21 protein-coding genes are annotated in these 25,302 nt (G+C 42.3%); 2 read left to right on the forward strand and 19 right to left on the reverse strand.

The genetic code is table 11. From position 1 onward, the window contains the following. Nucleotides 1-38: 38 nt before the first annotated feature. The 14 genes from ABJK37_RS02010 to ABJK37_RS02075 all read right to left on the reverse strand — a co-directional run bounded on the left by ABJK37_RS02010 (nt 39) and on the right by ABJK37_RS02075 (nt 15,727). The gene (locus ABJK37_RS02010; protein ID WP_348349583.1) at nt 39-797 is read right to left on the reverse strand and encodes a cell division protein FtsQ/DivIB; all 759 of its coding nucleotides are present in this window, start codon (nt 795-797) and stop codon (nt 39-41) included. After that, nucleotides 794-1,756, reverse strand: coding sequence for a D-alanine--D-alanine ligase (locus ABJK37_RS02015; RefSeq protein ID WP_348349585.1), 963 nt, complete (start codon nt 1,754-1,756; stop codon nt 794-796). Before ABJK37_RS02015 ends, ABJK37_RS02010 begins: the two co-directional genes overlap by 4 nt. Next, on the reverse strand, nt 1,753-3,207 hold the full coding sequence (gene murC, locus ABJK37_RS02020; RefSeq protein ID WP_348349587.1) for a UDP-N-acetylmuramate--L-alanine ligase: 1,455 nt from the start codon (nt 3,205-3,207) through the stop codon (nt 1,753-1,755). The genes ABJK37_RS02015 and murC overlap by 4 nt, the downstream gene beginning before the upstream one ends. Further along, nucleotides 3,204-4,292, reverse strand: a complete 1,089-nt coding sequence (murG, locus tag ABJK37_RS02025; protein ID WP_348349589.1) for an undecaprenyldiphospho-muramoylpentapeptide beta-N-acetylglucosaminyltransferase — start codon at nt 4,290-4,292, stop codon at nt 3,204-3,206. Before murG ends, murC begins: the two co-directional genes overlap by 4 nt. Beyond that, complete coding sequence (gene ftsW, locus ABJK37_RS02030; RefSeq protein WP_348349591.1) at nt 4,285-5,625, reverse strand: cell division protein FtsW; 1,341 nt, start codon at nt 5,623-5,625, stop codon at nt 4,285-4,287. The genes murG and ftsW overlap by 8 nt, the downstream gene beginning before the upstream one ends. Beyond that, nucleotides 5,622-6,920 (reverse strand): UDP-N-acetylmuramoyl-L-alanine--D-glutamate ligase, encoded by a 1,299-nt coding sequence (gene murD / locus ABJK37_RS02035; protein WP_348349593.1) that lies wholly within the window; start codon nt 6,918-6,920, stop codon nt 5,622-5,624. The genes ftsW and murD overlap by 4 nt, the downstream gene beginning before the upstream one ends. A gap of 26 nt (nt 6,921-6,946) precedes the next feature. After that, on the reverse strand, nt 6,947-8,029 hold the full coding sequence (mraY, locus tag ABJK37_RS02040; RefSeq protein WP_348349595.1) for a phospho-N-acetylmuramoyl-pentapeptide-transferase: 1,083 nt from the start codon (nt 8,027-8,029) through the stop codon (nt 6,947-6,949). Beyond that, nucleotides 8,023-9,432 (reverse strand): UDP-N-acetylmuramoyl-tripeptide--D-alanyl-D-alanine ligase, encoded by a 1,410-nt coding sequence (gene murF / locus ABJK37_RS02045; protein ID WP_348349597.1) that lies wholly within the window; start codon nt 9,430-9,432, stop codon nt 8,023-8,025. The genes mraY and murF overlap by 7 nt, the downstream gene beginning before the upstream one ends. After that, on the reverse strand, nt 9,429-10,991 hold the full coding sequence (gene murE / locus ABJK37_RS02050) for a UDP-N-acetylmuramoyl-L-alanyl-D-glutamate--2,6-diaminopimelate ligase (protein ID WP_348349600.1): 1,563 nt from the start codon (nt 10,989-10,991) through the stop codon (nt 9,429-9,431). Before murE ends, murF begins: the two co-directional genes overlap by 4 nt. Continuing rightward, a complete protein-coding gene (locus ABJK37_RS02055; RefSeq protein ID WP_348349602.1) occupies nt 10,981-12,819 on the reverse strand; it encodes a penicillin-binding transpeptidase domain-containing protein in 1,839 nt (612 codons plus the stop codon). Before ABJK37_RS02055 ends, murE begins: the two co-directional genes overlap by 11 nt. Beyond that, on the reverse strand, nt 12,816-13,136 hold the full coding sequence (ftsL, locus tag ABJK37_RS02060; RefSeq protein WP_215930276.1) for a cell division protein FtsL: 321 nt from the start codon (nt 13,134-13,136) through the stop codon (nt 12,816-12,818). Before ftsL ends, ABJK37_RS02055 begins: the two co-directional genes overlap by 4 nt. Beyond that, complete coding sequence (rsmH, locus tag ABJK37_RS02065; protein ID WP_348349604.1) at nt 13,133-14,068, reverse strand: 16S rRNA (cytosine(1402)-N(4))-methyltransferase RsmH; 936 nt, start codon at nt 14,066-14,068, stop codon at nt 13,133-13,135. Before rsmH ends, ftsL begins: the two co-directional genes overlap by 4 nt. Next, a complete protein-coding gene (gene mraZ / locus ABJK37_RS02070) occupies nt 14,068-14,526 on the reverse strand; it encodes a division/cell wall cluster transcriptional repressor MraZ (protein ID WP_215930278.1) in 459 nt (152 codons plus the stop codon). The genes rsmH and mraZ overlap by 1 nt, the downstream gene beginning before the upstream one ends. Nucleotides 14,527-14,884: 358 nt before the next feature. After that, nucleotides 14,885-15,727: a hypothetical protein gene (locus tag ABJK37_RS02075; RefSeq protein ID WP_348349607.1), complete on the reverse strand. Its 843-nt coding sequence runs from the start codon at nt 15,725-15,727 to the stop codon at nt 14,885-14,887. 338 nt (nt 15,728-16,065) lie between these two features. On the opposite strand from ABJK37_RS02075, the gene glpK reads away from it, so the two are divergent. Both glpK and ABJK37_RS02085 read left to right on the forward strand, forming a co-directional pair. Continuing rightward, the gene (glpK, locus tag ABJK37_RS02080; protein ID WP_348349609.1) at nt 16,066-17,559 is read left to right on the forward strand and encodes a glycerol kinase GlpK; all 1,494 of its coding nucleotides are present in this window, start codon (nt 16,066-16,068) and stop codon (nt 17,557-17,559) included. Further along, nucleotides 17,556-18,614, forward strand: coding sequence for an aldose epimerase family protein (locus ABJK37_RS02085; RefSeq protein WP_348349611.1), 1,059 nt, complete (start codon nt 17,556-17,558; stop codon nt 18,612-18,614). Before glpK ends, ABJK37_RS02085 begins: the two co-directional genes overlap by 4 nt. A gap of 88 nt (nt 18,615-18,702) precedes the next feature. On the opposite strand, the gene ABJK37_RS02090 is transcribed toward ABJK37_RS02085, so the two are convergent. The 5 genes from ABJK37_RS02090 to ABJK37_RS02110 form a co-directional block, all read right to left on the reverse strand. Then, nucleotides 18,703-19,497, reverse strand: coding sequence for a SapC family protein (locus ABJK37_RS02090; RefSeq protein WP_348349613.1), 795 nt, complete (start codon nt 19,495-19,497; stop codon nt 18,703-18,705). Nucleotides 19,498-19,804: 307 nt separating this feature from the next. Then, nucleotides 19,805-21,418 carry a glycerol-3-phosphate dehydrogenase/oxidase gene (locus ABJK37_RS02095; RefSeq protein WP_348349614.1) on the reverse strand — a complete coding sequence of 538 codons (1,614 nt, stop codon included), beginning with the start codon at nt 21,416-21,418 and terminating at the stop codon, nt 19,805-19,807. A gap of 15 nt (nt 21,419-21,433) precedes the next feature. Further along, nucleotides 21,434-22,912 carry an SLC5 family protein gene (locus tag ABJK37_RS02100; protein ID WP_348349616.1) on the reverse strand — a complete coding sequence of 493 codons (1,479 nt, stop codon included), beginning with the start codon at nt 22,910-22,912 and terminating at the stop codon, nt 21,434-21,436. A gap of 4 nt (nt 22,913-22,916) precedes the next feature. Further along, the gene (locus tag ABJK37_RS02105; RefSeq protein ID WP_348349618.1) at nt 22,917-23,666 is read right to left on the reverse strand and encodes a SapC family protein; all 750 of its coding nucleotides are present in this window, start codon (nt 23,664-23,666) and stop codon (nt 22,917-22,919) included. Nucleotides 23,667-23,688: 22 nt separating this feature from the next. Then, the gene (locus ABJK37_RS02110) at nt 23,689-25,230 is read right to left on the reverse strand and encodes a tryptophan halogenase family protein (protein WP_348349620.1); all 1,542 of its coding nucleotides are present in this window, start codon (nt 25,228-25,230) and stop codon (nt 23,689-23,691) included. Between the last annotated feature and the right edge of the window lie 72 nt (nt 25,231-25,302).

Genomic DNA, 25,302 nt, shown 5'->3' on the forward strand with positions numbered 1-25,302 from the left:
TTTAATCTGTTCTTTTCCAGTTATTAAACTGGTTTAATTTATGCTGCTTTGTCTAAGGTTTTCCAACCTACTGCTAAACCTGTGTCATAACGTAAATCGACATAATCCACTTGTTTTTCTTGCTGCGATATCAGCGGTAACAAATCCACAAATCGCTGTAATCGGTCAATAAACTCTGTACGTCCTAAATTTAACTTAATGCCATTGTTTAGTTGTACATTCCACGCAAAACGTTCGCTCAAAAACATTTCTACAATATACAAATCGGAGGTGTCCAATAACGACTGCATATTTCGGTATCCTTGCAATGCAGTTTGTTCACTTCCTCCAGGCCCGTATAAATGAGGCAGAGTTATTTTTGAATTCAAATCAGCATCGCTAATCTGCGCATCAAACGCATCTCCAAATTGGTTCAGCAGCATGTCGCCGTTCCAAATAGCGGCTGGCTGTTGCTCAACGACAAACACCTCCAATCCATTTGGCCAACGCTTGCGGACTGAGGCTCGGTATACCCAAGGCATGCCTTCAACCGTTTGATGAGTTTGGTTAACATCCAATTCAAAAAAACTGCCTGGCTGTGTTTTTTTAATCAACCTCTGTATCTTCTGGTCGTCAATAAATGTTCTTTCACCTGAAATCACAATATCTTGTACCGGCGCTTGTTGTTCATCTTCCAACCAAGCATTCAATTTAATCAATCCAAACACTAACAAAACCAACAAACTGATAAAAAACACTGGCCCCACATAAAAATGCGAGCCTCTGCGTGGTTTATCTAACTCTGGCAGTTCGCTCACCTGCACTCCTCAGTGGTTTTGAGCACTGCTAATGACAACTCATCGAAGCTCATTCCAGATTGTTTTGCTGCTAGTGGTACTAAACTTTTCTCAGTCATACCGGGCACTGTATTGGCCTCCAATAAATAGAAGCGCCCTAATTTATCCTGCATGAAATCGATACGGCCCCAGCCTGAGCCCGCTAAAGCATCAAATGCTTGCAACGCCAACTCCCCTAGTTGTCTCTCTAACTTTTCAGGCAAACCACTAGGACAACGATAAACGGTGCTATCTGCTTGGTATTTTGCAGTGTAATCATAAAAATCGCGGGGAGTGCTCATACTTATAGAAGGCAAAGCTTTACCATTCAGTATGCTGACAGTGTATTCTGAACCATGTACGAACTGCTCTATTAAGACTTTATCATCATACTTAAATGCGTTTTCTATGGCAGTTTCTAGTTGTAGTGCACTACTGACTTTAGCCATACCTATGCTGGAACCTTCCTGCGCAGGTTTGACCATGACCTCATTCCCCAAGTCGGCTATTATAGCCTCGCACGATCCTGCATCAAAGCTTCTTTTGTCAGCTATTTTATATTTAGCGGTGGGTAACCCTAAACTCTGCCATACTTGTTTACTGCGAATTTTATCCATACATAACGCAGAGCCCAAAACCCCCGTTCCAGAATAGGGTAAATTGAGCTGCTGCAACGCACCTTGCAACGAACCGTCTTCACCACCACGGCCATGCAGCATAATCACGACACGCTCAAAATTTTCTGATAATAACTCGGTTAAGGGGTGCTCGGCAGGGTCAAAGGCATAAGCATCAATGCCCATAGCTATGAGTCCACGCAATACAGCCATCCCAGAATTCAAAGACACATCTCTTTCCGCGGAGTTTCCGCCAAACATTACTGCGACTTTTCCATATTCAGTGGAACCAAGAATACGCGATGTTACTTGCTGCTTACTCACGACTCTAACCCTTTATTTAATACATGCGGTTCTAGTTTGCTTTGTTGCAAAAACTTAGCTATTTGCCCAATATTGCCCGCACCTTGCGTTAATATAATGTCTTGGTCATTAAGCGTTTCGGCCATCAATTTAGGCAACTCTGTTATATCCGAAACATAAATAGGCTCAAGTTGCCCGCGCTGCCGAATAGATCGACACAACGAACGACTATCTGCACCATCTATTGCTTCTTCTCCGGCGGAATAGACTTCTAGTAATAACAACACATCAACCTGGGACAACACTTTGACAAAGTCTTCGTAGAGATCACGGGTACGAGTATACCTATGAGGTTGATAAGCCATAACTAAACGCCTATCTGGCCAGTTATTTCTGGCTACTGCGATAGTGGCTGCAACCTCAGTTGGATGATGACCGTAATCATCAACTAAAATGACTTGGCCTTTAGATGTTGTGTAATCTCCTAAAAACTCAAAACGTCGACCTATACCTGAAAACCCAGCCAAAGCGTTGACTATGTATTGGTCTTCCAAACCTTCATCACTTGCCACAGCGATTGCAGCCAAAGAATTCAACACATTGTGCTGCCCAGGAATATTAACCGTGACAGTCAATGGGGGAAGATTGGCTCGCAATACGTCGAAAGTACTTTGATTAAAACCTAATTGAATATTCACGGCACGCACGTCTGCGTTTTCAGAAACCCCGTAAGTCAAGTATTGCCGTCCTAATCGAGGTAGTAATTTTTGAATCACTGGATCATCAATACACAATACAGCCAATCCATAAAAAGGTAAGTTATGCAAAAAGTCGATATAGGTGTCTTGCATCTTCTGGAAATCACCTTGATAGGTTTCCATATGATCAGCTTCAATATTTGTCACCACGGAGACCATTGGTTGCAAATGCACAAATGAGGCATCACTTTCGTCTGCTTCAGCAATCAAATATTGACTATCACCTAACCTAGCGTTAGTGCCTGCACTGTTGAGTAGCCCTCCAATAACAAATGTCGGATCCAGCTTAGCCTCAGCAAAAATAGTCGAAATGAGACTGGTAGTCGTGGTTTTCCCGTGTGTACCGGCTATGGCTATACCATGTCGAAAACGCATAAGCTCAGCTAACATTTCGGCGCGGCGAATGACCGGTATACGTTTTTCGTTGGCAGCGCTAATTTCAGGGTTACTAAGATCTATTGCGCTGGAAACCACAACAACATTAGCCAACTCAATGTTAGTAGCGAGGTGCCCAAAATAAATAGTGGCTCCCAAGTTTTGCAATCTTTGCGTCATTGCATTGGCTTGACGATCCGAACCTGAAATAACATAACCTTCATTTAGTAATACTTCGGCAATGCCCCCCATACCAGCACCACCAATCCCCACAAAATGAATATGTTTAATCCTGCGCATCTCTGGCACGTGGTAATGGGCTGGAGTATCTTTGTTCATGCTGCTCGCTCACTTAATTCAATACAACAATGCGCGACTTCTTTAGCGGCATCTAAACGGGCAAGGCTTTTTGCACTTTTACCCATCTCAATTAATTTTTCGGGAGACAACACATACTCTTGCAACAATCCTCGCAATTTTTGTGCTGTCAGTTCACTTTGAGGCAATAATTCTGCCGCCTGCACATCGACCAAAGTCTGTGCATTTTTTGTTTGATGGTCATCTACAGCGTAGGGCAAAGGCACAAAAATCGCTGCCACACCTGCAGCAGCCACTTCTGCAACAGTTAAGGCCCCTGCTCGGCAAATCACTAAGTCTGACCAAGCATAGGCTGCTGGAATATCGTCAATAAATTCAGAAATTTGATAACAATCTGAGTCAATTCCATTTTCGATATATGCCTGTTGCACAGTGGATAAATGCCCAGCCCCTGTTTGATGCCGTACCTTTACTTGATCTAAATTGACTAGCGCGGACGGTAATGTTTGGTTTAACACTTGCGCCCCTAAACTACCGCCAATAACAAGAATATTGAGAGGTAACTCAACAAGCGCCTTAATGGCTAATTCTGCAAATTCCCGACGTACTGGATTGCCAACCCAGACATATTTATTATTGTGTCCTGCGCCTTGCGCTGCAAAGGTTTTGTCGAATCCAGTCATTACTTTCTTAGCAATCCGAGACAACAGTTTATTGGTCAGCCCTGGCACTGCATTTTGTTCATGTAATATCAAAGGCAAACCATTTAACCAGGCAGCCACACCACCAGGACCACTTGCAAAACCGCCCATTCCAATGACAACATCAGGTTTAAATTGTTTAATAACTTTATGGGCTTGGACAATTGCTTTGACAATTTTAAATGGCGCACTTATTAAAGTGAGTAAGCCGTTTTTGCGCACTCCAACAACATCAATGAAGTTTATGGGGTAACCCGCTTGTGGCACTATTTGAGCTTCCATTCGACCTGCCGTACCCATCCATTGTATTTGCCAGTTTTTTGCTGCCAATTCTGCCGCAACAGCCAAACCAGGAAAAACATGGCCTCCAGTACCGCCCGCCATAACCAATAAACGCTTACTCATGGTGACCTCCAGCTTTTACTGCGGTAGCTGGCTCCAACGGCACTTCGCTGATGACGTCTTCAATCACATCGTTAACTTTTCGTTTGGCCTTTTTGGTTAACAGGCTTTTTTTACCTTTGGCAGCACTTGCTTTATTGATAGCTTGAATACCATCCACTCGCATTTCAAAATCAATACGTACTAAAATTGCCACTGCTATCGACATCACTATCATGCTCGAACCACCATAACTCAATAGTGGAAAAGTCAGCCCTTTAGTTGGCAAAATACCGGCACTCGCTCCAACATTGACTGCGGTTTGTAAACTAAACCAAATGCCAATCGAATAAGCTAAATAGGCGTCAAATGGGCGCTCCTTTCGTAGAGCTAAATTCCCCATTTTCATGGCTTTCATAACAATCACTAAAATAACGATTAGAACCGTTACGACACCGGCAAAGCCTAATTCCTCAGCGAGAATAGCCATAATAAAATCGGTGTGTGCTTCTGGTAAGTATTCGAGTTTTTGTAAGCTATTACCTAAACCTTGACCAAACACATCGCCACGACCATATGCCATAAGTGATTGGGTTAGCTGATATCCACTGCCAAACGGGTCTGCCCAGGGGTCAAGAAAGGATGTTATTCTGCGTAATCTATACTCTTCAAATACAATAAGCATTACTACTGCTAACGTACCAGCAATAGCCAAACTGAAAAATTGCCAAAGTTTGGCGCCAGCTAAAAATAGTAGGCCAATAGTTGTCAATAACATAACCACTACCGTACCCAAATCAGGTTGCAACAATAGCAGTAACGCCAAGGCAAAAAATACCACTAGAGGTTTAATAAATCCTTTTAAGTTTTCGGTCACTTCTTCATAGCGGCGTACCAAGTATCCAGCTAGATAACAAAAGAAAAACAACTTGGCAGGCTCTGCAGCTTGAATGGTAATAGGGCCCACTACTAACCACCGCGTACTGCCATTCACACTGCGGCCAATTAGCAGCACAGCAACTAACAGCACCACAGCCAATAATAATAACCAAACGTTACTCATGCGCCACCAGCGCATCGGAATTTGCATCACTATCAATGCTGCAATCACTGCCAGCACAATATAAATGCCATGGCGAATAGCAAAATGAAATGGGTTACCAAACAACCTATCCGCTATTGGCATTGAGGCCGAAGTTACTACAACTAGTCCGATTGATAACAACGCCACAGCCAAAAGAAGTAAGGACTGATCATAAGGTTTTAGATTCGCTTTTGCGGCAGCCTCAGAATTATCATGTCTAGACATGAATAGTTGCCTAAGTGAATTACTTTTATTTTCAGCAGTCATGTTCATCCTGCGAGCTCCTGCACAGCGTGGGAAAAACAATCTCCTCGTTGTTGATAACTAACAAACATATCTAGACTCGCACAAGCTGGCGAAAGCAAAACAATATCGCCCGATTGGCTATGTTTAGCCGCTACTAATACCGCTTCCTGTATTGTTTCTACCTTGATATTATTGTTATGTAAGGCAGCAATTTTGTCACCGTCTTTACCAAGGGTAATTAGCACGCTGACAAATTGTGTAAAGCACTGTTTTAACACAGTGAAATCAGCTCCCTTGCCTTCGCCACCAGCGATAAGAATTAACTTCCCCTTAAGGTTTGAAACCAACCCATTGATAGCTGCTAATGTTGCTCCTACATTTGTTGCTTTAGAATCATTGATCCAGCGGACGTTATTGAACATGGAAACAGTTTGGCATCTATGGGGCAAGCCACCGAATTTTTGAGCTCCCTGACGAATACTGTCATCGTCTATACCAAATACTTTAGCTAAAGCTGCAGCAGCTTGGATATTCAACATATTATGGGCGCCAACCAATAAACACCGGCCGCTATCTATGTATGGCTTGTCGTCTAACAAGATACACGCGTTATCTTTATCCCATGAGAAGCCTGAACTAGATTGAGATAATCCGTACGTTATGGTGGCTTCGCAGTTTGTTGGGTAAGACAAAATATCGTCTCTGTTACAAACCATAAATTGGCAATTTTGATAGATACTCAGTTTTATTTGCTGATAGCTTGCTAAATCCCCATGGCGATCAAGGTGATCTTCGGTAATGTTCAGTACGGTCGCCGCCAGTGGCGTTAAAGAGTAAGTGGTTTCTAGTTGAAAGCTAGATAGTTCTAGTACTATGACATCAGCGGACTGCTCCAGCAAATCCAAAGCTGGTACGCCAATATTGCCTCCCATTAATACTTTTTTACCTGCAGCTTTGCACATATCAACTACTAGGTGAGTAACAGTAGACTTGCCATTAGAACCCGTGATGGCAATCACCGGAACATCATTAAATTGAGCAAACAATTCAATATCACCCACCACATGTACACCAGCGTTGATGGCTTGTTGAATAGCTGGGGTATAAAAATCGACGCCGGGGCTCAGTACAATCAAGTCAGCTTGAATCAATTTCGCAATTGATAATTCGCCCAGAACCAAAGGGATATCGAGTTTAAGTGTCAATTCATTGCGGCTGTCCATCGCTGTGACATTGGCTCCTTTAGCTAACAAAAATCGAACACAAGATAAGCCAGTAAGGCCCATTCCTATGACAACGATATTTTTGTTAACTAAAGACATGTTTTTCACGTTTATTTACTCGACCCTTAACGTAATTTTAAGGTGGCTAATCCCACCAAAACTAACATCAATGAGATGATCCAAAAGCGCACGATTACTCGGGGTTCTGGCCAACCTTTTAATTCGTAATGGTGGTGAATCGGAGCCATTCTAAAAATGCGTTTGCCGCGCATTTTGAATGATCCAACCTGCAAAATTACCGACAAAGTTTCGGCAACAAAAATGCCTCCCATAATGAATAAAACGATCTCTTGGCGAACCAACACAGCCAATATTCCTAAAGTGCCACCTAATGCCAACGATCCTACATCACCCATGAAGACTTGAGCTGGATAAGTGTTAAACCATAAAAAGCCGAGTCCCGCTCCTACTATTGCAGTACAAACAATGACTAGTTCGCTGGTGAGCGGCAGATAGGGAATATTTAAATAAGCGGAAAAATTGATGTTACCTGTAGCATACGCAAAAATAGCAAAGGCCCCTGCTACTAAAACAACTGGCACTATGGCAAGCCCATCCAGACCGTCAGTAAGATTGACAGCGTTACTGGTACCTACAATCACGAAGTAGCTGACAACAATAAATAACATTCCCATTTGTGGCATCACGTCTTTAAAAAACGGCACTAATAAAGCAGTTTCAGCTGGATTTTGTTGACTTGAATACAAGTAAAATGCCACTAAGATTGCGATAACAGACTGCCAAAAATATTTCCACCGTGCGATTAAACCTTTAGCATCTTTACGAATAACCTTACGGTAATCATCAACGAAACCAATAATGCCATAAGTCACCAAGACAAATAACGTGACCCATACGTACCTATTCGCCAAATCACTCCATAACAATACGCTCGACACGATTGCCGCTAGAATTAACAAACCGCCCATAGTGGGTGTTCCAGACTTGGCTAAATGAGATTCTGGACCATCATCTCTCACCGTTTGTCCAATCTGCATTCGCTGTAACCAACGGATCATTTTTGGTCCAATTATCACGGCGATAAGTAAGGCCGTTAAGGTACTCAAAATAGCCCGCAAGGTTAAGTACGAAAAAACTCGAAACCCCGCGTCAAACTGTTGTAGCCAATCAGCTAACCAAATTAGCATGCAATTCTCTCCCTAAACCGTTCAAGCTTTCCCAATGGGGATTCCTCCAACGCTTTAACCACTAACTCCATGCGAGCACTTCGAGAGCCTTTTACTAAAATACTGATGTCGCATTTTTCCGATAACGTTTGTTGATTGATAAACTCAATCATTTGCTCCAAACGACTAAAATGTCGTCCTTGTTCAGCAAATACATCACTCGCACTCTGACTTAACACACCTAATGTATACAGTTTATCAATGCCTTTTTGTTTGGCGTATTCACCGACTTGTTCATGGTAATAGCGGGCTTTTTCACCCAGTTCAGCCATATCTCCAAGGACCAATATTTTTCTTCCGGCAAAACTCGACAATAAATCAATTGCTGCATTCACCGAACCAACATTGGCATTGTAAGTGTCGTCTAAAATTTTCACTTGATTAGTCAGGGTTTTAACATGTAAGCGACCGGCTACATGGGGCATATCTCGTAAGCCTTCACGCACATCCTGTAGAGTTGCCCCAACTTGCAAAGCGAGTGCGGCTGCCACAAGAGCGTTACTAACATTGTGAGCGCCGGGTAGAGATAAACTAATGGCGATACGACCTTTCGGAGTCACTAACTCAAACTGAGCACAACCATCTAATCCAAGAATGATATCTTCCCCATACACGTCTGCAGCCTTTTCGGTTGAGAAGGTTTGCACCTTATTGTATTTAAGTTTCCCCATCCAAAAGTCAGCAAACTGGCTATCTGCGTTAACTATCGCTAAACCATCTTTTTCTGATAAACCTTTAAAAATTTCACTCTTAGCTCTAGCAACACCAAGCAAACTTCCGAACCCTTCTAAGTGTGCGGCAGCGGCATTGACTATAGTGGCTACGTCAGGCTTGACTAAATTAGTGGTATAAGCAATTTCACCTAGATGATTGGCGCCCATTTCTACCACAGCAAATTCGTGATGTTGTTCGAGTCTTAACAATGTCATAGGCACACCTAATTCATTGTTGAAATTACCTTTGGTGGCCAATACTTTTCCGCGACGAGATAAGATAGCCGCGACCATTTCTTTGACGGTTGTTTTGCCACTGCTGCCAGTAATACCCACGGTTTTAGGTGCCACTTTCGCTTTCACTGCGGCCCCCAACAAACCAAGCGCTATGGTAGTATCTTCAACTAAAATATAAGGGAGTTGTGTATCAACATCTTGGGACACAATTAAGGCAATAGCACCTTTACCTTCGGCTTGTTGAACAAATTTGTGACCGTCAAAATTCGGGCCTTTTAATGCTAGAAACAGATCTTTAGGCAAGATACTTCTGGTATCAGTACTGACGCCTTCAATTACCAAGTCCTGCATATTCTGAGCAACTAACTGCCCATTTACTTGTTCCGCAACCCAGGAAAATGAAACCGGGATCATACTTTTTTCCCCTTTTGAAGAAGTGCTACAAACTGACGTTCGTCGTACGTCACTGTTTGTGTTCCTATTATTTGATAATTTTCATGGCCTTTACCCGCGACCAAAATCATATCGCCAGCCGCAGCTTGTGTGGCAGCTAACTTAATCGCTGTTTTTCGGTCATGTTCCACTAGGATAGATTGAGGGTTGGCACAACCTGATAAGATGTCGTTTATTATGTCTTGAGGGTTTTCACTGCGCACGTTGTCATCAGTTACAATAACCTTGTCTGACAACCTTTCAGCAATTTCTCCCATCAAAGCACGTTTACCCACATCACGATCACCGCCACAGCCGAACACGCAATATAACTTTCCATCACAGTGTTGCTTAGTCGCCATTAGTGCTTTTTCTAGGGCATCAGGGGTGTGGGCGTAATCCACTACTATAGTGGCGTGGTTTTGACGGCTATATAGCTCCATTCTTCCCGCTACAGGTTTAAGCTTTTGAACAATATAAGCTATCTGTTTGAGACTCTTACCTAAACATAATTGGCTACAAATAGCGGCTAACACATTAGCCACATTAAAGTCAGCTAATAAACATAAGCGCAGTTCACAGTCTCCCCAAGAGGACTGCAGCGTAAGCGCAATACCGTCAGTGGTATAACGCACATTGTTTGCCACACAATAGCGATATTCATTGGGTAAGTCTGTTGTACTAATATTTTGGCCAAAGAGCACTACAGTGGTTTGCTCCGGCATATTGGCTAGCCAGTTTTTGTGTTCAGGATCATTGACGTTAAGCACAGCATAAGCCAAACCTGATTGTTGCAATAAAAGCTGTTTTGCTAGAGCGTATTCGGCCATTGAGCCATGATAGTCAAGGTGGTCACGGCTTAAATTTGTAAAAACGGCGATGTCAGTCTTAACCGCTTTTATGCGGTTTTGTACTAAGGCATGTGAGGATGCTTCCATAGCGACTTGGAATGCTCCTTCACTGACAAACTCGGCTAACAGTCTTTGTATGCTGATAGCATCAGGTGTGGTGTTGACGGTATTTTGCTGGGTTTTAAACTCAGCATTGGGTGAATACATACCCGCACCTAAGGTGCCAATAGATGCAGCTTGTTCTCCCATTAAGTTTGCCAGTTGACTGGTTAACTGTACTGTTGAAGTTTTACCATTAGTACCGGTCACTGCGATAATTGACATCGAATTAGCCGGGTATTGATAAAAATGAGCAGCCAATTCTGAGAGTTTTTCAGGCAATTGAAAAAACCACACTATGACACTTTGTTCACGCATTTCGACTTGGCCATGACTGCTTTTGTCGTCACATTGCGCCACTATCACTTTGGCACCTAAACTAATCGCTTGGGGAATAAAGTCCCGTCCATCTAACGCATGACCATTGAGGGCGATAAAGGCTTTATGTATGGCCACATCTCGACTGTCTAACACCAGCTCGCTGATCATAATGTCCGGTGCATCAATGCCAAAATGTGCCAAAAGGGGCTTGATGCTCTGATCAAACACCTCAGGGAATTGTTTATTAATGCTGACCATATCAACCTGCATTAGCGGCCACTCCACTGGCTTTGGCAGATGAAATTGCAATTGACGAAACAGTCTTGTCATCAGGAGGAACATTCAGCATTTGCAAACTAGCCGCCATAATTTTAGCGAAAACCGGGGCCGCTGTTTGACCAGCGTAATAAAGTTCACCTTTGGGTTCATTAATTAAGATGACGACAGCTAACTGAGGATCAGATACTGGAGCAACCCCCGCGAAAATATTGACGTATTCCTCTCCGTAACCATTCGCAATGGCTTTACGACTGGTACCTGTTTTGCCAGCAACTCTGTACCCTGGCACATTGGCTTGCTCTGCAGAGCCATTTTTTTCGGTGACCGTTTCCATCATTTGCAATATTTGTTGGGTTGCTTGAGCACTGATAACACGTTCACTTTCAACGGGAGCATCAGGTTTAATAATACTCAAGGGGCGACGAATACCGCCGTCGCCTAAAATGCTATACATTCGAGCTAACTGTAACGCGGTAACCGAAATACCATAACCAAATGACAAGGTAGACAACTCAAAATCAGACCAACGGGGGCGGTCATTAAAAATACCGTTAATTTCGCCAAGTAAATTTGCGCCACTTCCACTCATTAATCCGACGTTGTAAAACATATCCAGCAAGAATTCTTTAGGTACTGACAAGGCTAATTTCGAGGTGCCCATGTTACTGGACTTACGAATAATTTCGGTTAAGTCAATCTCACCATAGTTACGAGAATCCCTAACAATGTTGCCACCTAAGTGCATCCAGCCAGGAGAGGTGTCCACCAAGGTTTCTGTGTCTGCGGTTCCAAACTCCAACGCGCTTAATACCGCCAGAGGTTTAATTGAAGAACCCGGTTCATAGGCATCAGTCACCGCTCGGTTACGAATTCTATGGGCCGACACTCCGACTCGGTTATTGGGGTTATAAGAAGGGCTATTCACTAAGGCGAGGATTTCTCCTGTACTCACAGCCACAACAACGGCAGACCCTGAGGTCGCTTTGTAATATTGAACGGCTTGTTTGAGTTCTTTATAGGCGATAGCTTGAATTCGTTGATCAATGGTTAACTGAATATTTTGTGGCTCTTTGCCTGCTTCAGATTCAATGAGCTCGACCATTCTTCCTTTACCGTCACGACGAATTTTCCGCGAACCTTGAGAGCCCGCCAACCACTTGTTGTATAGTTTTTCGATGCCTTCGATCCCAGCATCGTCAACGTTTGTAAATCCAACAACATGAGCTGAGACTTCACCACTTGGGTAATAACGTCTCGATTCATCACGTAGATATATTCCAGCCAGCTTTAATTCTTCAACATATTCAGCCATAGCGGGTGAAACTTGACGCTGGATGTAGACAAAGCGCTTTTCAGGATTACTGACTTTTTCTTTAAGCTTATGCACGTCTTGGCCTAATACTTCTGCCAAGGCCTTCCAGCGTTTTTTATTTTCACGTTGCTGAGCTTGCAAATTAAAACTGGGGTCTTCTTTAGCTTTTTGTTGGGTTTCTTGCTCAGCTTCAGCAATGGCTTTGGGATCGGCCCAAATTGCGCGAACCGGCACACTGACCGCCAATTGTTGTCCATTGCGATCCACAATCAATCCACGATGCAACGGGTTAGCTCGTGTACGTAATGTACGACTATCGCCTTGTTTAATTAACAAATCTGGTGAAACTACTTGTATGTATGCGGCGCGAATACCTAAGCCAACAAAAACCAATAAAATTGCCACCACCACAACAACAAAACGCCAATGCAAAAAACTCGGCACACTATTGACCTTGGCTTGATTGGATCTATTTTGTTTTTGCGTCTGGCGACTATTGGTATTCATTTGATACGCACCACTACTTCGTCACTGGGCAGTGGTCGGTGCATATTGAGCTCACTTTTTACCAGCGATTCAATACGGTTGTGTTCAGTTAATGCGCTTTGTTCAAGCACTAAATGACGCCACTCCACATCAAGTTGATCTTTCTCTTGCATGAGACGTTCGATCGCAATCGACATTTGTCTATTGTGGTGGGCACTCAGTATCACTAGCCCTGCACTAACTAAGAGTGCTAGAAACAACAAAACCCGCACTGGATGGCGGGCTAAATCAGCAGCTACAAAACTGAAGAGATTGAAGTTAGTGTTGTGACCACTCATAACTTTTCAGCCACCCTTAACACCGAACTTCGAGCTCGAACATTTCTTTTCAATTCGTCGGCCGAGGGTTTAATTGCCTTCCCAATAGGCTTCATAGCCTTAGAAGCGTCAATTTCTGCCTGCAGTATTGGCATGCCATGAGGTACATCAAGACCCCGACTTTGCTCCCGTACAAAACGTTTTACTAAGCGGTCTTCCAATGAATGAAAACTAATTACCGCCAAACGCCCTTTCGGGGCTAACGTATTTAACGCCGCTTTGAGGCCTGTTTTGATTTCGTCTAGTTCACTGTTGACATAAATACGTATCGCTTGAAAGCTACGGGTAGCAGGATGTTTGAACTTATCTTTAACTGGTACGGCTAAATCAATAATCTCGGCAAGTTGAGCAGTATCGGTTATCGGCGCAATTTGACGAGCATTCACAATACCGTGAGCTATGCGTTTACCAAATTTTTCTTCTCCAAACTCCTTAATAACTTGAGTGATATCTTGCTCTTCGGCAACCGCTAGCCACTGAGCGGCGCTTAAACCTCTAGTGGTATCCATTCGCATATCTAGTGGCCCGTTACGCATAAAGCTGAAACCACGATCCGCATCATCAAGCTGCGGTGAAGACACCCCTAGATCCATTAAGATGCCATCAACTTTTCCGATCAAACCTAATTCTTCAGCTACAGTTTGCAACTCTGAAAACGGACGATGATGGATTGAAAAACGTGGGTCATCAGCCAAAGACTTAGCCGCTTCGATTGCGCTAAGATCACGATCGATAGCGATCAACTGACCTTTCGATGATAAAACCTTTAGGATCTCCTTAGAATGACCTCCACGACCAAAAGTCGCATCCATGTATATGCCATCAGGATTAATGGCTAGCCCATCAATGGATTCCTGCAACAATACAGATAGATGTGAAAAATCGTTTTCCATTAAAGTGAAAAATCCTGAAGTCGTTCAGTCAATTCGAAGTTCGCCTCTTGTTCTGTAGCTACATCCAAATTGATTTGTTGCTGCCATACCTCGGCATCCCAAATTTCGAACTTATTGAATTGGCCAACTAACATAATTTGTTTGTCGAGCTTAGCGTGTTGACGCAAAGGCGCGCCCAGCAAAAAACGCCCGTTTTTATCCATCTCACCTTCGTTTGCATAACCGAGCAATAAACGCTGCATTCTGCGCTCATGCGGGTTCATGCTAGAAAGACGGCTTAATTTGAGTTCAATTTCTTCCCATTCGGGAAGTGGGTAAAGCAGCAAACAAGGCTGTTGTGTGTCGATAGTGCATACTAGCTGTCCCTGACAATCATCCAGCAAGGACTGCCTATACCTGGTAGGTATAGTCACTCGACCTTTAACGTCTAGATTGATTGCATTAGCGCCGCGGAACATGATTCCCCTAACCTTTTTTATTTTTATCTATCGAAAATTAACTAGTAAAGACAACACTAAACAGAATCTGAATTTATTTTTATCGTTGCTTTTTGGGATTTCTAACCCATTAGATCCACTTTGTGCCACTTTTACCCACGATAGACAGTTTAGGTACCACCCGTCTATCATGTCAAGGACTAAAACTAGCTATTTGCTCGGATTCGAGGCCTTGTTGTGCGTGGATTTATAGAAGTCTCTGAATTAGTAGATAAAACCTACAGACTGGCGCAATTTGGTAACGCTAAAAATATCGGAAGCGTCATTTTCTAATCCCAAGGAAAAACACAAGTCTCGATAGATTAGAAGTTTTGGATAGTTATTTCTGAGGATTAGCTGTTGAAGTAGGACCGAGTTCCAAACGACTAAAAACATAATCTAGCATTTGTTGCTGTTCAACCAAGTGATTTTCGCCAACATGTCCAGTTGCACGCTCCGCTTCGATGTTGATATAACGTACCCCTATCTTTTGTGCGTAGACCGACAACGATCCGTCATCTTCTGAAGGGTCAGTCACAACTTGAGGGTGTTGTAACACCGCATTCCAACCACTTTGCTCCATAGCATTAAAGTCTTGCTGCTGAGTAACAAAGAATAGGTCATCTTCATCGCCATTTAGTGCAGTGACAGCCTTTAAGAAAGCGGCACCTTTGGCTAATTTTTGCTGATACTGGACAATGGATATATTGCCAATACCGTGATGGTTATCTCCCAAATAGCCTTGTGTATTATTGTGCATTGCCACCCAAGTACGCGAGACATTTGGCCCTCCCATGGTTTCAACAATAAATTGAGCTAAGTCGGCAGACAAACGCATCGCTCTATGAAACACATAAGTATTAGTGCGTAAATTAGGGTTATGTTTAATGATGTTATTACGTCTGCCTTTTTTGGTAAAAATGCGATTAGGATCGATTTTAACTTCGAAAGGCTTAACATCAAGACGCAACAATCGCTTGCCATTTTGGCGCAGAATAACAAACACTCCACCGCGTTCAAGAATTTGTTGACTTACATATTCATTTGCCACGTTTTCGTTTTCGTGAGGAGCGAAAAAAGACCACTGAGGCGTATCTGACACCTCCCCAATCACTTCAAGTTTGATGTTGGGCTGGGGAGAAAACACTACGATTTGGCTAAGAAGTATAAAAAATAAATTCACGTTAAGGTAAGTTACTCGCAAAAAACGGCTCTTTAAAATAACAAGCTTGTTGAACGGATTCAAAAATATTTCGCATTTCAAAGAGCTTGGTACAATGCCCCTAATTTAAGGTTACCTGAAGTTTAAAAACGATAACGCGGCATGTAGTGCGCAATATTTAATCGAGACTACGCGTCACAAGCATTCTAGAGGGTCTCAATAACAAATATCAGGTACAAAATTGGTTATGTTCTTAGCGTAAAAATATTATACTCGGCATACATTGTTAAAAAGATGTTAGTGGGTAGCTAAACATCTGAAAAACTTAATTTTTTGTTTATTTAACCGAAGGAGCTTATATGCCGCTAGAAAACTGCATTCTGTCTATTGACCAAGGTACCACTTCTAGCAGAGCGATCGTTTTTGCCCCAGATTCAAGCATTGTAGCTGTTGCTCAACAAGAATTTCCCCAGCATTACCCAAGCGATGGTTGGGTAGAACATGATCCCGAAGACATTTGGTCAGCAACATTTAATGTATGTGAGCAAGCTATTGCTCAAGCCACTGCCAAAGGCGCAAAGATAGTTGGCATAGGTGTCACAAATCAAAGAGAAACCACTGTGGTGTGGGACAAAAACACCGGCAAGCCCATATATAATGCCATAGTGTGGCAAGATGGACGTACAGCGCAGCAATGCAAAGACTTGCTAAGTGCAGGTCATTTGACAGCCGTTCAAGAACGCACTGGGTTATTACTTGATCCATATTTTTCAGCTACAAAAGTAGCTTGGATCTTAGACAATGTTGAAGGCGCACGGCAAAAGGCCGATGCCAATGAGTTAGCTTTCGGAACAGTAGATAGTTTTCTTATTTGGCGCTTAACCGGTGGCAAAATGCATGCCACTGATGTTACCAATGCCAGTCGAACCAACCTATTTAACATTCATACTTTAGGCTGGGATGAAAAACTCCTCGAAATATTTAACGTCCCTAAATCGATACTACCTGAAGTAAAAGAATGCGCCGCTGATTTTGGCAATACGGCCCAAGGGTTATTTGACTATTCAATACCCATCGCCGGAGTCGCGGGTGACCAACAAGCCGCCAGTATAGGTCAATGCTGTTTTAATCAAGGCGATATCAAAAGTACCTATGGTACCGGTTGTTTTGTATTATTGAATACTGGCGAAAAAGCGCTGCAATCTAAGAACAAACTGCTGACTACTGTCGCTTACACTATCAAAGGTCAAACTCACTACGCGTTAGAAGGCTCGATATTTATTGCAGGAGCGGCGGTGCAGTGGCTTAGAGACGGCTTAAAAATCATAGAAAGTGCCTCAGAAACAGAAGCCTTGGCCAAAAGTATTCCTGATGATCATGGCGTTTTTCTAGTTCCCGCCTTTGCTGGTTTAGGTACACCTTATTGGTCGCCCGACGCCAGAGGTGCAATATTTGGGCTAACGCGGGCTACAACAAGCGCACATCTTGCTAGAGCCGCACTCGAATCGGTGTGTTTACAAACCTCAGATTTACTTAAAGCCATGGGAGAAGATGGCGTTAATCCGAAAAAATTAAGAGTAGACGGTGGCATGGTCGCCAATAGTTGGGTTTGTCAATTTTTAGCAGGTGTGCTTAATGTAACGGTGGAGCGTCCCAAAGTAATGGAAACCACTGCTCTAGGCGCGGCTTACTTAGCAGGTTTACAACTAGGAATTTACCAATCAACAAGTGAATTGGCCAGCATGAATCAAATTGATAGTTGTTTTGAACCAGAAATGGATGCCACAAAACGAGAAAAATTACTGAAAGGATGGGCCAGCGCCATTCAAAGCACTTTAGGGTTCAAGGCATGATAGAACAAACAAACTTTGGCTCAATGCCAGATGACTCGCAGGTAACACAGTTTTGTTTAACTAATGCTCAAGGTGTCAGTGTTGAGATCCTTGATCTTGGTGGGATTATTCGCCGCTGGCTAATACCCAGCCAGAAACAAAAACATATAGACATAGTTTTAGGTTATGACACAGTAGATGAATATCTAGCTGACGACAGTTATTTAGGCGCCCTAGTCGGCAGATATGCAAATCGCATTAAACACGGCAAATTTAGCTTAGCGGGTAAAGACTATCAAACCGATATCAACCAAGGTGGGAATTGCCTGCATGGTGGAGGCCTAGGATTTAACAGCAAGGTATGGCAAAGCACGGTGTTATCTAACTCAGACAACCCATCATTAATGTTAGAACTGACTAGTCCAGATAACGATCAAGGGTTTCCTGGCCAAATTTCTGTAAAAGTGATTTATACTTTAACTGAACAGAATCGATTAAAAATCGAATATTTTGCAACAACAGACCAAACAACTGTATACAACCCAACTAATCACAGCTATTTTAACTTAGCTGGGCATAACAGTGGCTCGGTTACAAATCAGCAAATTCAGTTGTTAGCCAGTCATTATACGCCAACAGATGAAAACGCTATTCCCACAGGAGAATTATCTGTAGTGGATAGCACCCCTTTTGATTTTAGAACACCCACAACGATAGGCGTGTCCTTAGCCTCAAAACACCAACAAATTGAATATGCTAACGGATTAGATCACAACCTATGTTTAGACGCTTATTCAGCAGATCTAAAGTCAGCTTCTTATGTGGGTAACGCGGTTGCTAAAGAAACGGGTATCAAGCTAGAGGTTTATACCAATATGCCTGGCATCCAAATATTTACAGCGAATCATTTCAGCAACAAAAAAGGCAAAGAAGACTCACTCTATCAAGCGCATCAAGGCGTGTGCTTTGAAACACAATTCTACCCCGACACACCCAATCACCCGAATTTTCCTAGTGTTACATTAGAAGCGGGTAAAGATTTTTATAGCGTAACCGAATACCAAGTTTCGTTTTAGAAAAGTCAAAAGCCGTGAGCGCGTGTTTAGTAGAAACAAAAAAGCCCATTACAAACAAGTTGTAATGGGCTTTTTAATATTAGGAGTATTATTTTTTAGCCGTTTTCTTCTTTTCAGCTTTTGCTTCTGGTGCTGGTGTTTCTTCTGTTGCAGGCGCTTCAGCTTGAAGTTGTAAAGATTTTACTGGGTTATCGCTAGTTTGAGTCAATTGTACTAAACGATTCAACTGCCCAAGCGACATCAATACCGCGTACATTGCACCTAAGTAACCAGATTTATGTAAATCCGCTACCGTATCTGTGTCTAAAGCCTGTAGGCGTTTTTCACTGATAGTCTGCATACCATTAATATTACGTTGTTGGCCGTTAGCATACTGAACACGGATAACGATGGAATCAAGTAAATCCAGCTCTTTGATTTTATTAACAAAATCACGGGTTGCTAATTCACTATTGGCTAAATCAGACAATAATTTTTGACGATTATCTAAAAACGGGCTTGCATCACCGTCAGTGAAAAGAGGCTCGCCTTCTTTTCCGACTAAGTCAGAATTTTCATCGATAAAGACCGCTAATTTGTCGCCATCAGGACGCACATCAAAAGGGTAACGTTGAATATTAAGAGGGACAACATGGCCAGACCATTTCCCATCTTTCATAAATACGTTAACACCTTGTTCAATACCCAACATGGCAATACTATGAGTGGTGTCGCTATTCGGATCTTTGATAAAAATGATTGGCATACAACTAGCAAGTTGTGCGTACTCGCGAATTGACGCTGCAGCTAAATGCGTGTCTTTAGCGTGAGCAAAATCGTTAGTTACCTTTACATGGGTATCTTGATGTTTCTTTTTATCTAAGGGGATGTAATTCATTGTCATTAAAAAATTCTCTAATTATTTTTTGGAAAAGCGGTTTTCGTAAGCCGTCTTAGTTTTAATAGCCGACATAACAAGATAACTGGGGATCATTAACTTTTTTACAAGCAAAAACCAGCAGAAGTGTGATTTATTTGTAAATAATAGTGACTTTTAAGAATGAATCAGCGACTTGAATGATGAGGACAACATTTAAAGTTAAATGTTGTCCCTACTCATTGGCATCCTATTGAGATACTAGTGGCTAGTGGCTAGTGGCTAGTGGCTAGTGGCTAGTGGCTAGTGGCTAGTGGCTAGAAATGATAATGCGTTAAGTATTAGTTACCAAATCGATATATTCTTGCAGTTTAGCTTCGGCCTCGTCTGCAAATAAAATTTCGCAGGCCTCTTTCAATCCCGGAGCGGAGAGAATATCTTCCTTTTTAACAACTAATGATATTTTTGAGCGACGCCTTAAAAAGTCATCAAGTTTGGTCACCATTTCGCGCTCGGCAGCATGTTCAATTTCTACTCTCAAATATTCAGAGTTTTCGATTAGCAATTCTGCCATTGCAGGGTTTTCGCGGATTTTCTCTAACATATTAATGGCGTTACGCCCGTAACGTCGCCAAAACCTTTTAGTTAAAGGCTCTGAGGAGGTAGCCGGCGTTAATGCATCGAAGTCCATTAATTTGGCACGATGAAAAAACTCGTCTCGCACCGTATCGTCTGGCTCACCGTACCATTTGTAATCTTCAAATGGTAAATCAATCCCCAGTCCTTTAACCAAGCCAGCTACTTCGTCACCGACGTTGATGCAATCTGTCAGTTTACCTCCAAAAATCGACAGGTACTTATCTGCTTCATGGGTGTCTATGGCGTGTTTTCGAGACAATTGCACCCAGTCAGCTTTTCCTCCCTTTCCTTTTATGGCAAGGGGCCGCACTCCGCAACGTTCGGCGATGACATCGTCCTGTGTTAAAGGTGTCGGTAAATCTAAAAGTTTATTTACATTGTCTAAAACAAACTGTCTGTCTTTCTCTGTCACTTTGGCATGAGGGTCGTCAACTTGCGTGTCGGTCGTACCAATACAAGTTTTAGGGCCCATAGGAATAACAAAAAACAAACGCCCATCGTCAGCAAAAAAAGTCAGCACTTTGTTGCTATCGGTAATTTTATTGACAATCAGGTGTATTCCCTTTGAAAACACATGATGATGATCAGTATTTTGGTGATTAAGTTGATTCAACGGGTCCACAAATGGCCCCGCAGCGTTAATGATCACCTTAGAGCGGACCTCGAATTCTTCTGCGCTTATGAGGTCCTTTGCCTGAGTCTTCCAACCACCTTTGACTTTCTCAGAACCATTCGCTTGAACATAGTTAGCCGCAATACAGCCATAGCTCATACTGGAGCGAATAAAATTAAACACAAAACGAGCATCATTATCATGTAAAAATGCATCAGAATATTCAAACCCACCGTTAACATTTTGGGTGTTCACTACATTTTCAAGGGACTTAATTTTAGCGGCAGATAAATACTGCGGGCTTTGGGTAAAAAACCGACCCATCAACCAATACACAATAGTACCCATATAAATAAACAAAGGAGGGAAACGAAAACCCTTTTGAATACTGGTAAAGAAACGGATCTCTTTTACGGTAGACGGGTAACTGCGCATTAAATGATTGCGACTTTTACACAGTTTATTGACCAAGCCATATTCGTGACTCTCGAGATATTTAATGCCTCCCCAAGCTAAATTTGATGAATTAGAGCTAGTAAAACCCGCAAAATCGCCTTTATCAATCAAAGCTACTTTTGCCCCTTTTGCGGCAAGTGACGCTGCCGATACCGCACCGTTAATCCCTCCGCCGATAATCAATACGTCGAAGTTTTTCTCAGGCAACTTTTGAATATTACTTTTTCTAAGATTGTTCACAGTGTTTCCGCTATTTTAGGATTCTTGAATGAGTCCGTCGTTGCTGCCCCAAGCAAGTTCAGCTGATTGTTTATAGAATACTTTATTTATTATCAACGCCATGATCACACAGGATATCAAGGTAACAAACATCAAATGAATATAATGCAGATCAAAAGGTGCATGCCAAGGTGAAAATTCGAATGATAATGAACCATACAAAAACACCCCAAATATCACCGCAATAATACCCGCATTAGCATGTACGTTTCTAAACACTAAACCGACTATAAAAATGGATAAAATTGGCATACTGAATAATCCCCATAGCTGCTGCAGAAGATTGATAATGCTGTCGGCTTTAGCGTAAACGGGAACTAAAAACAGCGCGATAACGGTCAACGACACCGTAATCCATGCACTTAATTTGGCAACATTCTTTGGGTGCCCAATAAAGGGTTCATGAAGGTCGCATACATAAAGCGCTGTCGCTGAGTTTAAGTTACTGTTAAAGGTGGATAAAACCGCAGCAGCCATAGCTGCAGCAAAAATTCCTGACAACCATGTTGGCAATATGTCACCGACAATTTTTCCATATGCGGCATCACCGATGTCACCATAGAGTTGGAAAGAAACAATCCCAGGAATAACAACAATAGCGGGAACAATCAGTAGTCGAATTCCTACCGCTGCATAAACGCCCTTTTGCGCTTCTTTTAGTGAAGGTGCAGCCATGGCTCGCTGAGTGATAACTTGATTAGTGCCCCAGTAAAACATTTGTATAAATATCATACCCGTTAACAGCGTATGCCAAGGAATAGGTGAATCACTATCGCCAATCAAAGTAAGTCTGTCGGCTGGAATTTCAGAGAAATCATAACCTATAGCATTAAGGGCTAAAAATACGATGACAATAGCCATGGTCAAAAGCAATATTCCTGAGTAGGTATCTGACACTGCAACAGCTCTAAGGCCACCAAAAATAGCGTACATGGCACCTAAAGTCGCAAATGCAAATGCGATATACATCAAAGGAATATCTAAACCAAACATGGTTTTCATAAACAAAGAGCCTGAGTAAATGACCGCAGGGCAAAATATCAACGCACTACTTAAGAAAAACAATGCCCCAATAACAGCCCGTATGTTTTTGTTTTGATAACGTTTTTCTAATAACTCTGTAGTTGTGGTGCACTGATAACGGTAATACAGTGGCAAAAACACTTTAGCCAGTATAAATAACCCAACTAAGGCAGCAAATTCCCACCAAGCTAATAACGCCATTTGGGTACCGTTGGTACCTACTAATTGATCGGTACTTAGGTTGGTTAAGGTGATCGAACCTGCAATGAAATACCACTTCAGCCCGCCACCGGCTAAAAACAACTCTTTATTTTGTTGACCTTCGGTAGCATTTTGTAAGCGACCTTTGCCCCTACATTGTAGGTAAGTTAACAATCCAATAAGTGCAGTAACAAATGCAAATATTGATACTTGGATCATGGTGTCTGACATCTACTTATTCCTCTGTGCTTACGCGCATTTGTACACCCAGAATTTTATTTTCTGAACAGTTGTTATGATATTTGATCAGTCGATTGACTTGGATTAGTGATAAAACAATCCCATGTATTGGAAGGATAAAATTGGCTTTGTTGAGCTCTAAAATGGTGGCGTCATCCAACTGCCGTAATCTTTCCTCATCTATAGTGTAAATACCCTTGATGCGCGTTTTTTTAGCATCTGAAAACTCGATATGCAGCTCTATTTCCTTCAATAATTTCAATGTTAATAATTGTTGAGTGAATTGATGGGTAAGTTGTTCTTGCTGATAGTAATCGGCCATTTTACTTTGAACTTCTTGTAAAAATTGACTGGGTTCACCGTCTTGGTACAAAGCTTCACCTTCAGTTGTACTGACATAATCACTGTGATCATCAAGGTAAAGGGTAAGGGTTTTTTCTTGGCTAGGATCAGGCCCGAGTTCGAAAGGTGTGCGTAAAAAAGCAGAAGGCAAATGTACACCTTGCCATTCCTTGTCACTATAAAAGTGGTTTTCACCGGCAATAAGGCTTAACAACGCTACAGCTCGAAATTGTCCTTGTTGTGGCTCTTTCATATAAACAACAGGAAAGCTACTTGCCGCGGCCCCAAACTCGTGAACCACTAACGACACTTGGTGCTGGTGTTTGCTAAATGAAAAGTTACTGTGTGCTTTTATTTTTATATCCTGATGCTTAGCAGGATCAAGTAATACATAATTAGACATATTTATCTCTTGATAGCTGTCATTAAATAGTTGAAAAACCAAGGCTACTTACCTTATCGATAAGTTCGCGATGTTTTGGCAAAGTATATTTGAGTTGTTCAATGCGTTTATGGGTCATCAACAACTGTTTTTGTGCCGCTTGCCCTTGGTTATAAATTTGTTGCATCTGAGTAAAATCTGATTTGAATCCGGCCCCATACAGAATATATTGGTAACTGGCTGCGCTAAACGCTTCCACATTGTCAGTAAAGTCATATTCGCTCGGTGAATTATATCGCCACAATGCTAATAGTTCTTTTAGGGAATCAGGAATACTCTGAGTTTGCCGATTCTGCTGCCAGAAGGGCTCGGGACGTTCACTCAATACATAATGTAACTTTAGAAAATCAATCACGCCGCGCCACTTTTTTAACATCATAGCGTTAAACCGTTTCGCCACTATAGGCATAATTTCAGTGTTTGCAGGTAGTTGTTCAGCGATATAATTCGCAGAAGTTTCAATCAGCATTAACGCTGATGCCTCAAGGGGCTCTAAGAAACCAGCTGATAATCCCACTGCCACACAATTATTTTTCCAAAACACCTCTCTATGCCCTGGTTTAAAGTGTATTTTTTTTACACTATCTACAGTTTCACAGCCTATGTACTTAGCCAAGGTATCTAGAGCATCGTCATCACTACAATGCTCACTAGAATATACGTATCCTACTCCACGTCTGTCTTGTAATCCTATGTCCCAAATCCAACCAGCACTTTGCGCCGTAGCGATAGTTTGACAGGCAATCGGGTCTTGGGGTTGGGCATAGGGAACTTGTGTTGCCAAAGCGGTATCGGCAATAAATATTTGGTCACATGGTTTGAACGGTACCTTTAAGGTTTCGCCAAGCAATTTGCTGCGCATCCCAGAACAATCGACAAACAAATCCCCATGTTGCTGACCATTAGCTTTAGTTTGCAATGATTTAACGTCGCCATTATCGTTCTGAATAACCTGTTCTACGGTATCGCAAATATGTCGAACACCCAGTTGTGATGTACAATGTTCGCGTAACAACGCGATAAACTTTGATGCATCTAAGTGATAACCATAATTCGCAACCACTTCAAATTCTTTATTAGCAATAGACTTTGGGGCTAAATTATTTTCACATAAAAACTGTTGAAAACTCACCGCTTCAGAAAACGAACATCCCGGCGCAACAAAAGACTGCCAATAAGGAGCCGGATCTACTTTGTTAAAGCCTTGTGGTTCGGTAAACGGATGATAATACACATCATTTTCACCATGGATCCAATTAACAAATTTACTGGCTTGTTTGAAAGTGGCGCCACAGTGCCTGATAAACTGAGTTTCAGAAATACCCAGTTGAGCCAAGGTTTTGCGCATTGTAGGCCAGGTCCCTTCTCCCACTCCAACAACCGCAATGTCAGCCGATTCAATTAAACTGATTTGGACATTTTGCTGTTTTGGATTTGACGCATGTTTTTTAGCTAAAATGCCAGCAGTGATCCACCCAGCAGTGCCACCACCTAGAACAATAATTCGTTTTATATCGCCCGCCAAAAGTCCACCTTATACCATTGAGTTAAGTTACATCCAGCAAAAAAGGGGAACAAGTCCCCTTTTCAATTTTAA

It is taken from the genome of Paraglaciecola sp., from assembly GCF_039964565.1.
Lineage (GTDB): Bacteria > Pseudomonadota > Gammaproteobacteria > Enterobacterales > Alteromonadaceae > Paraglaciecola.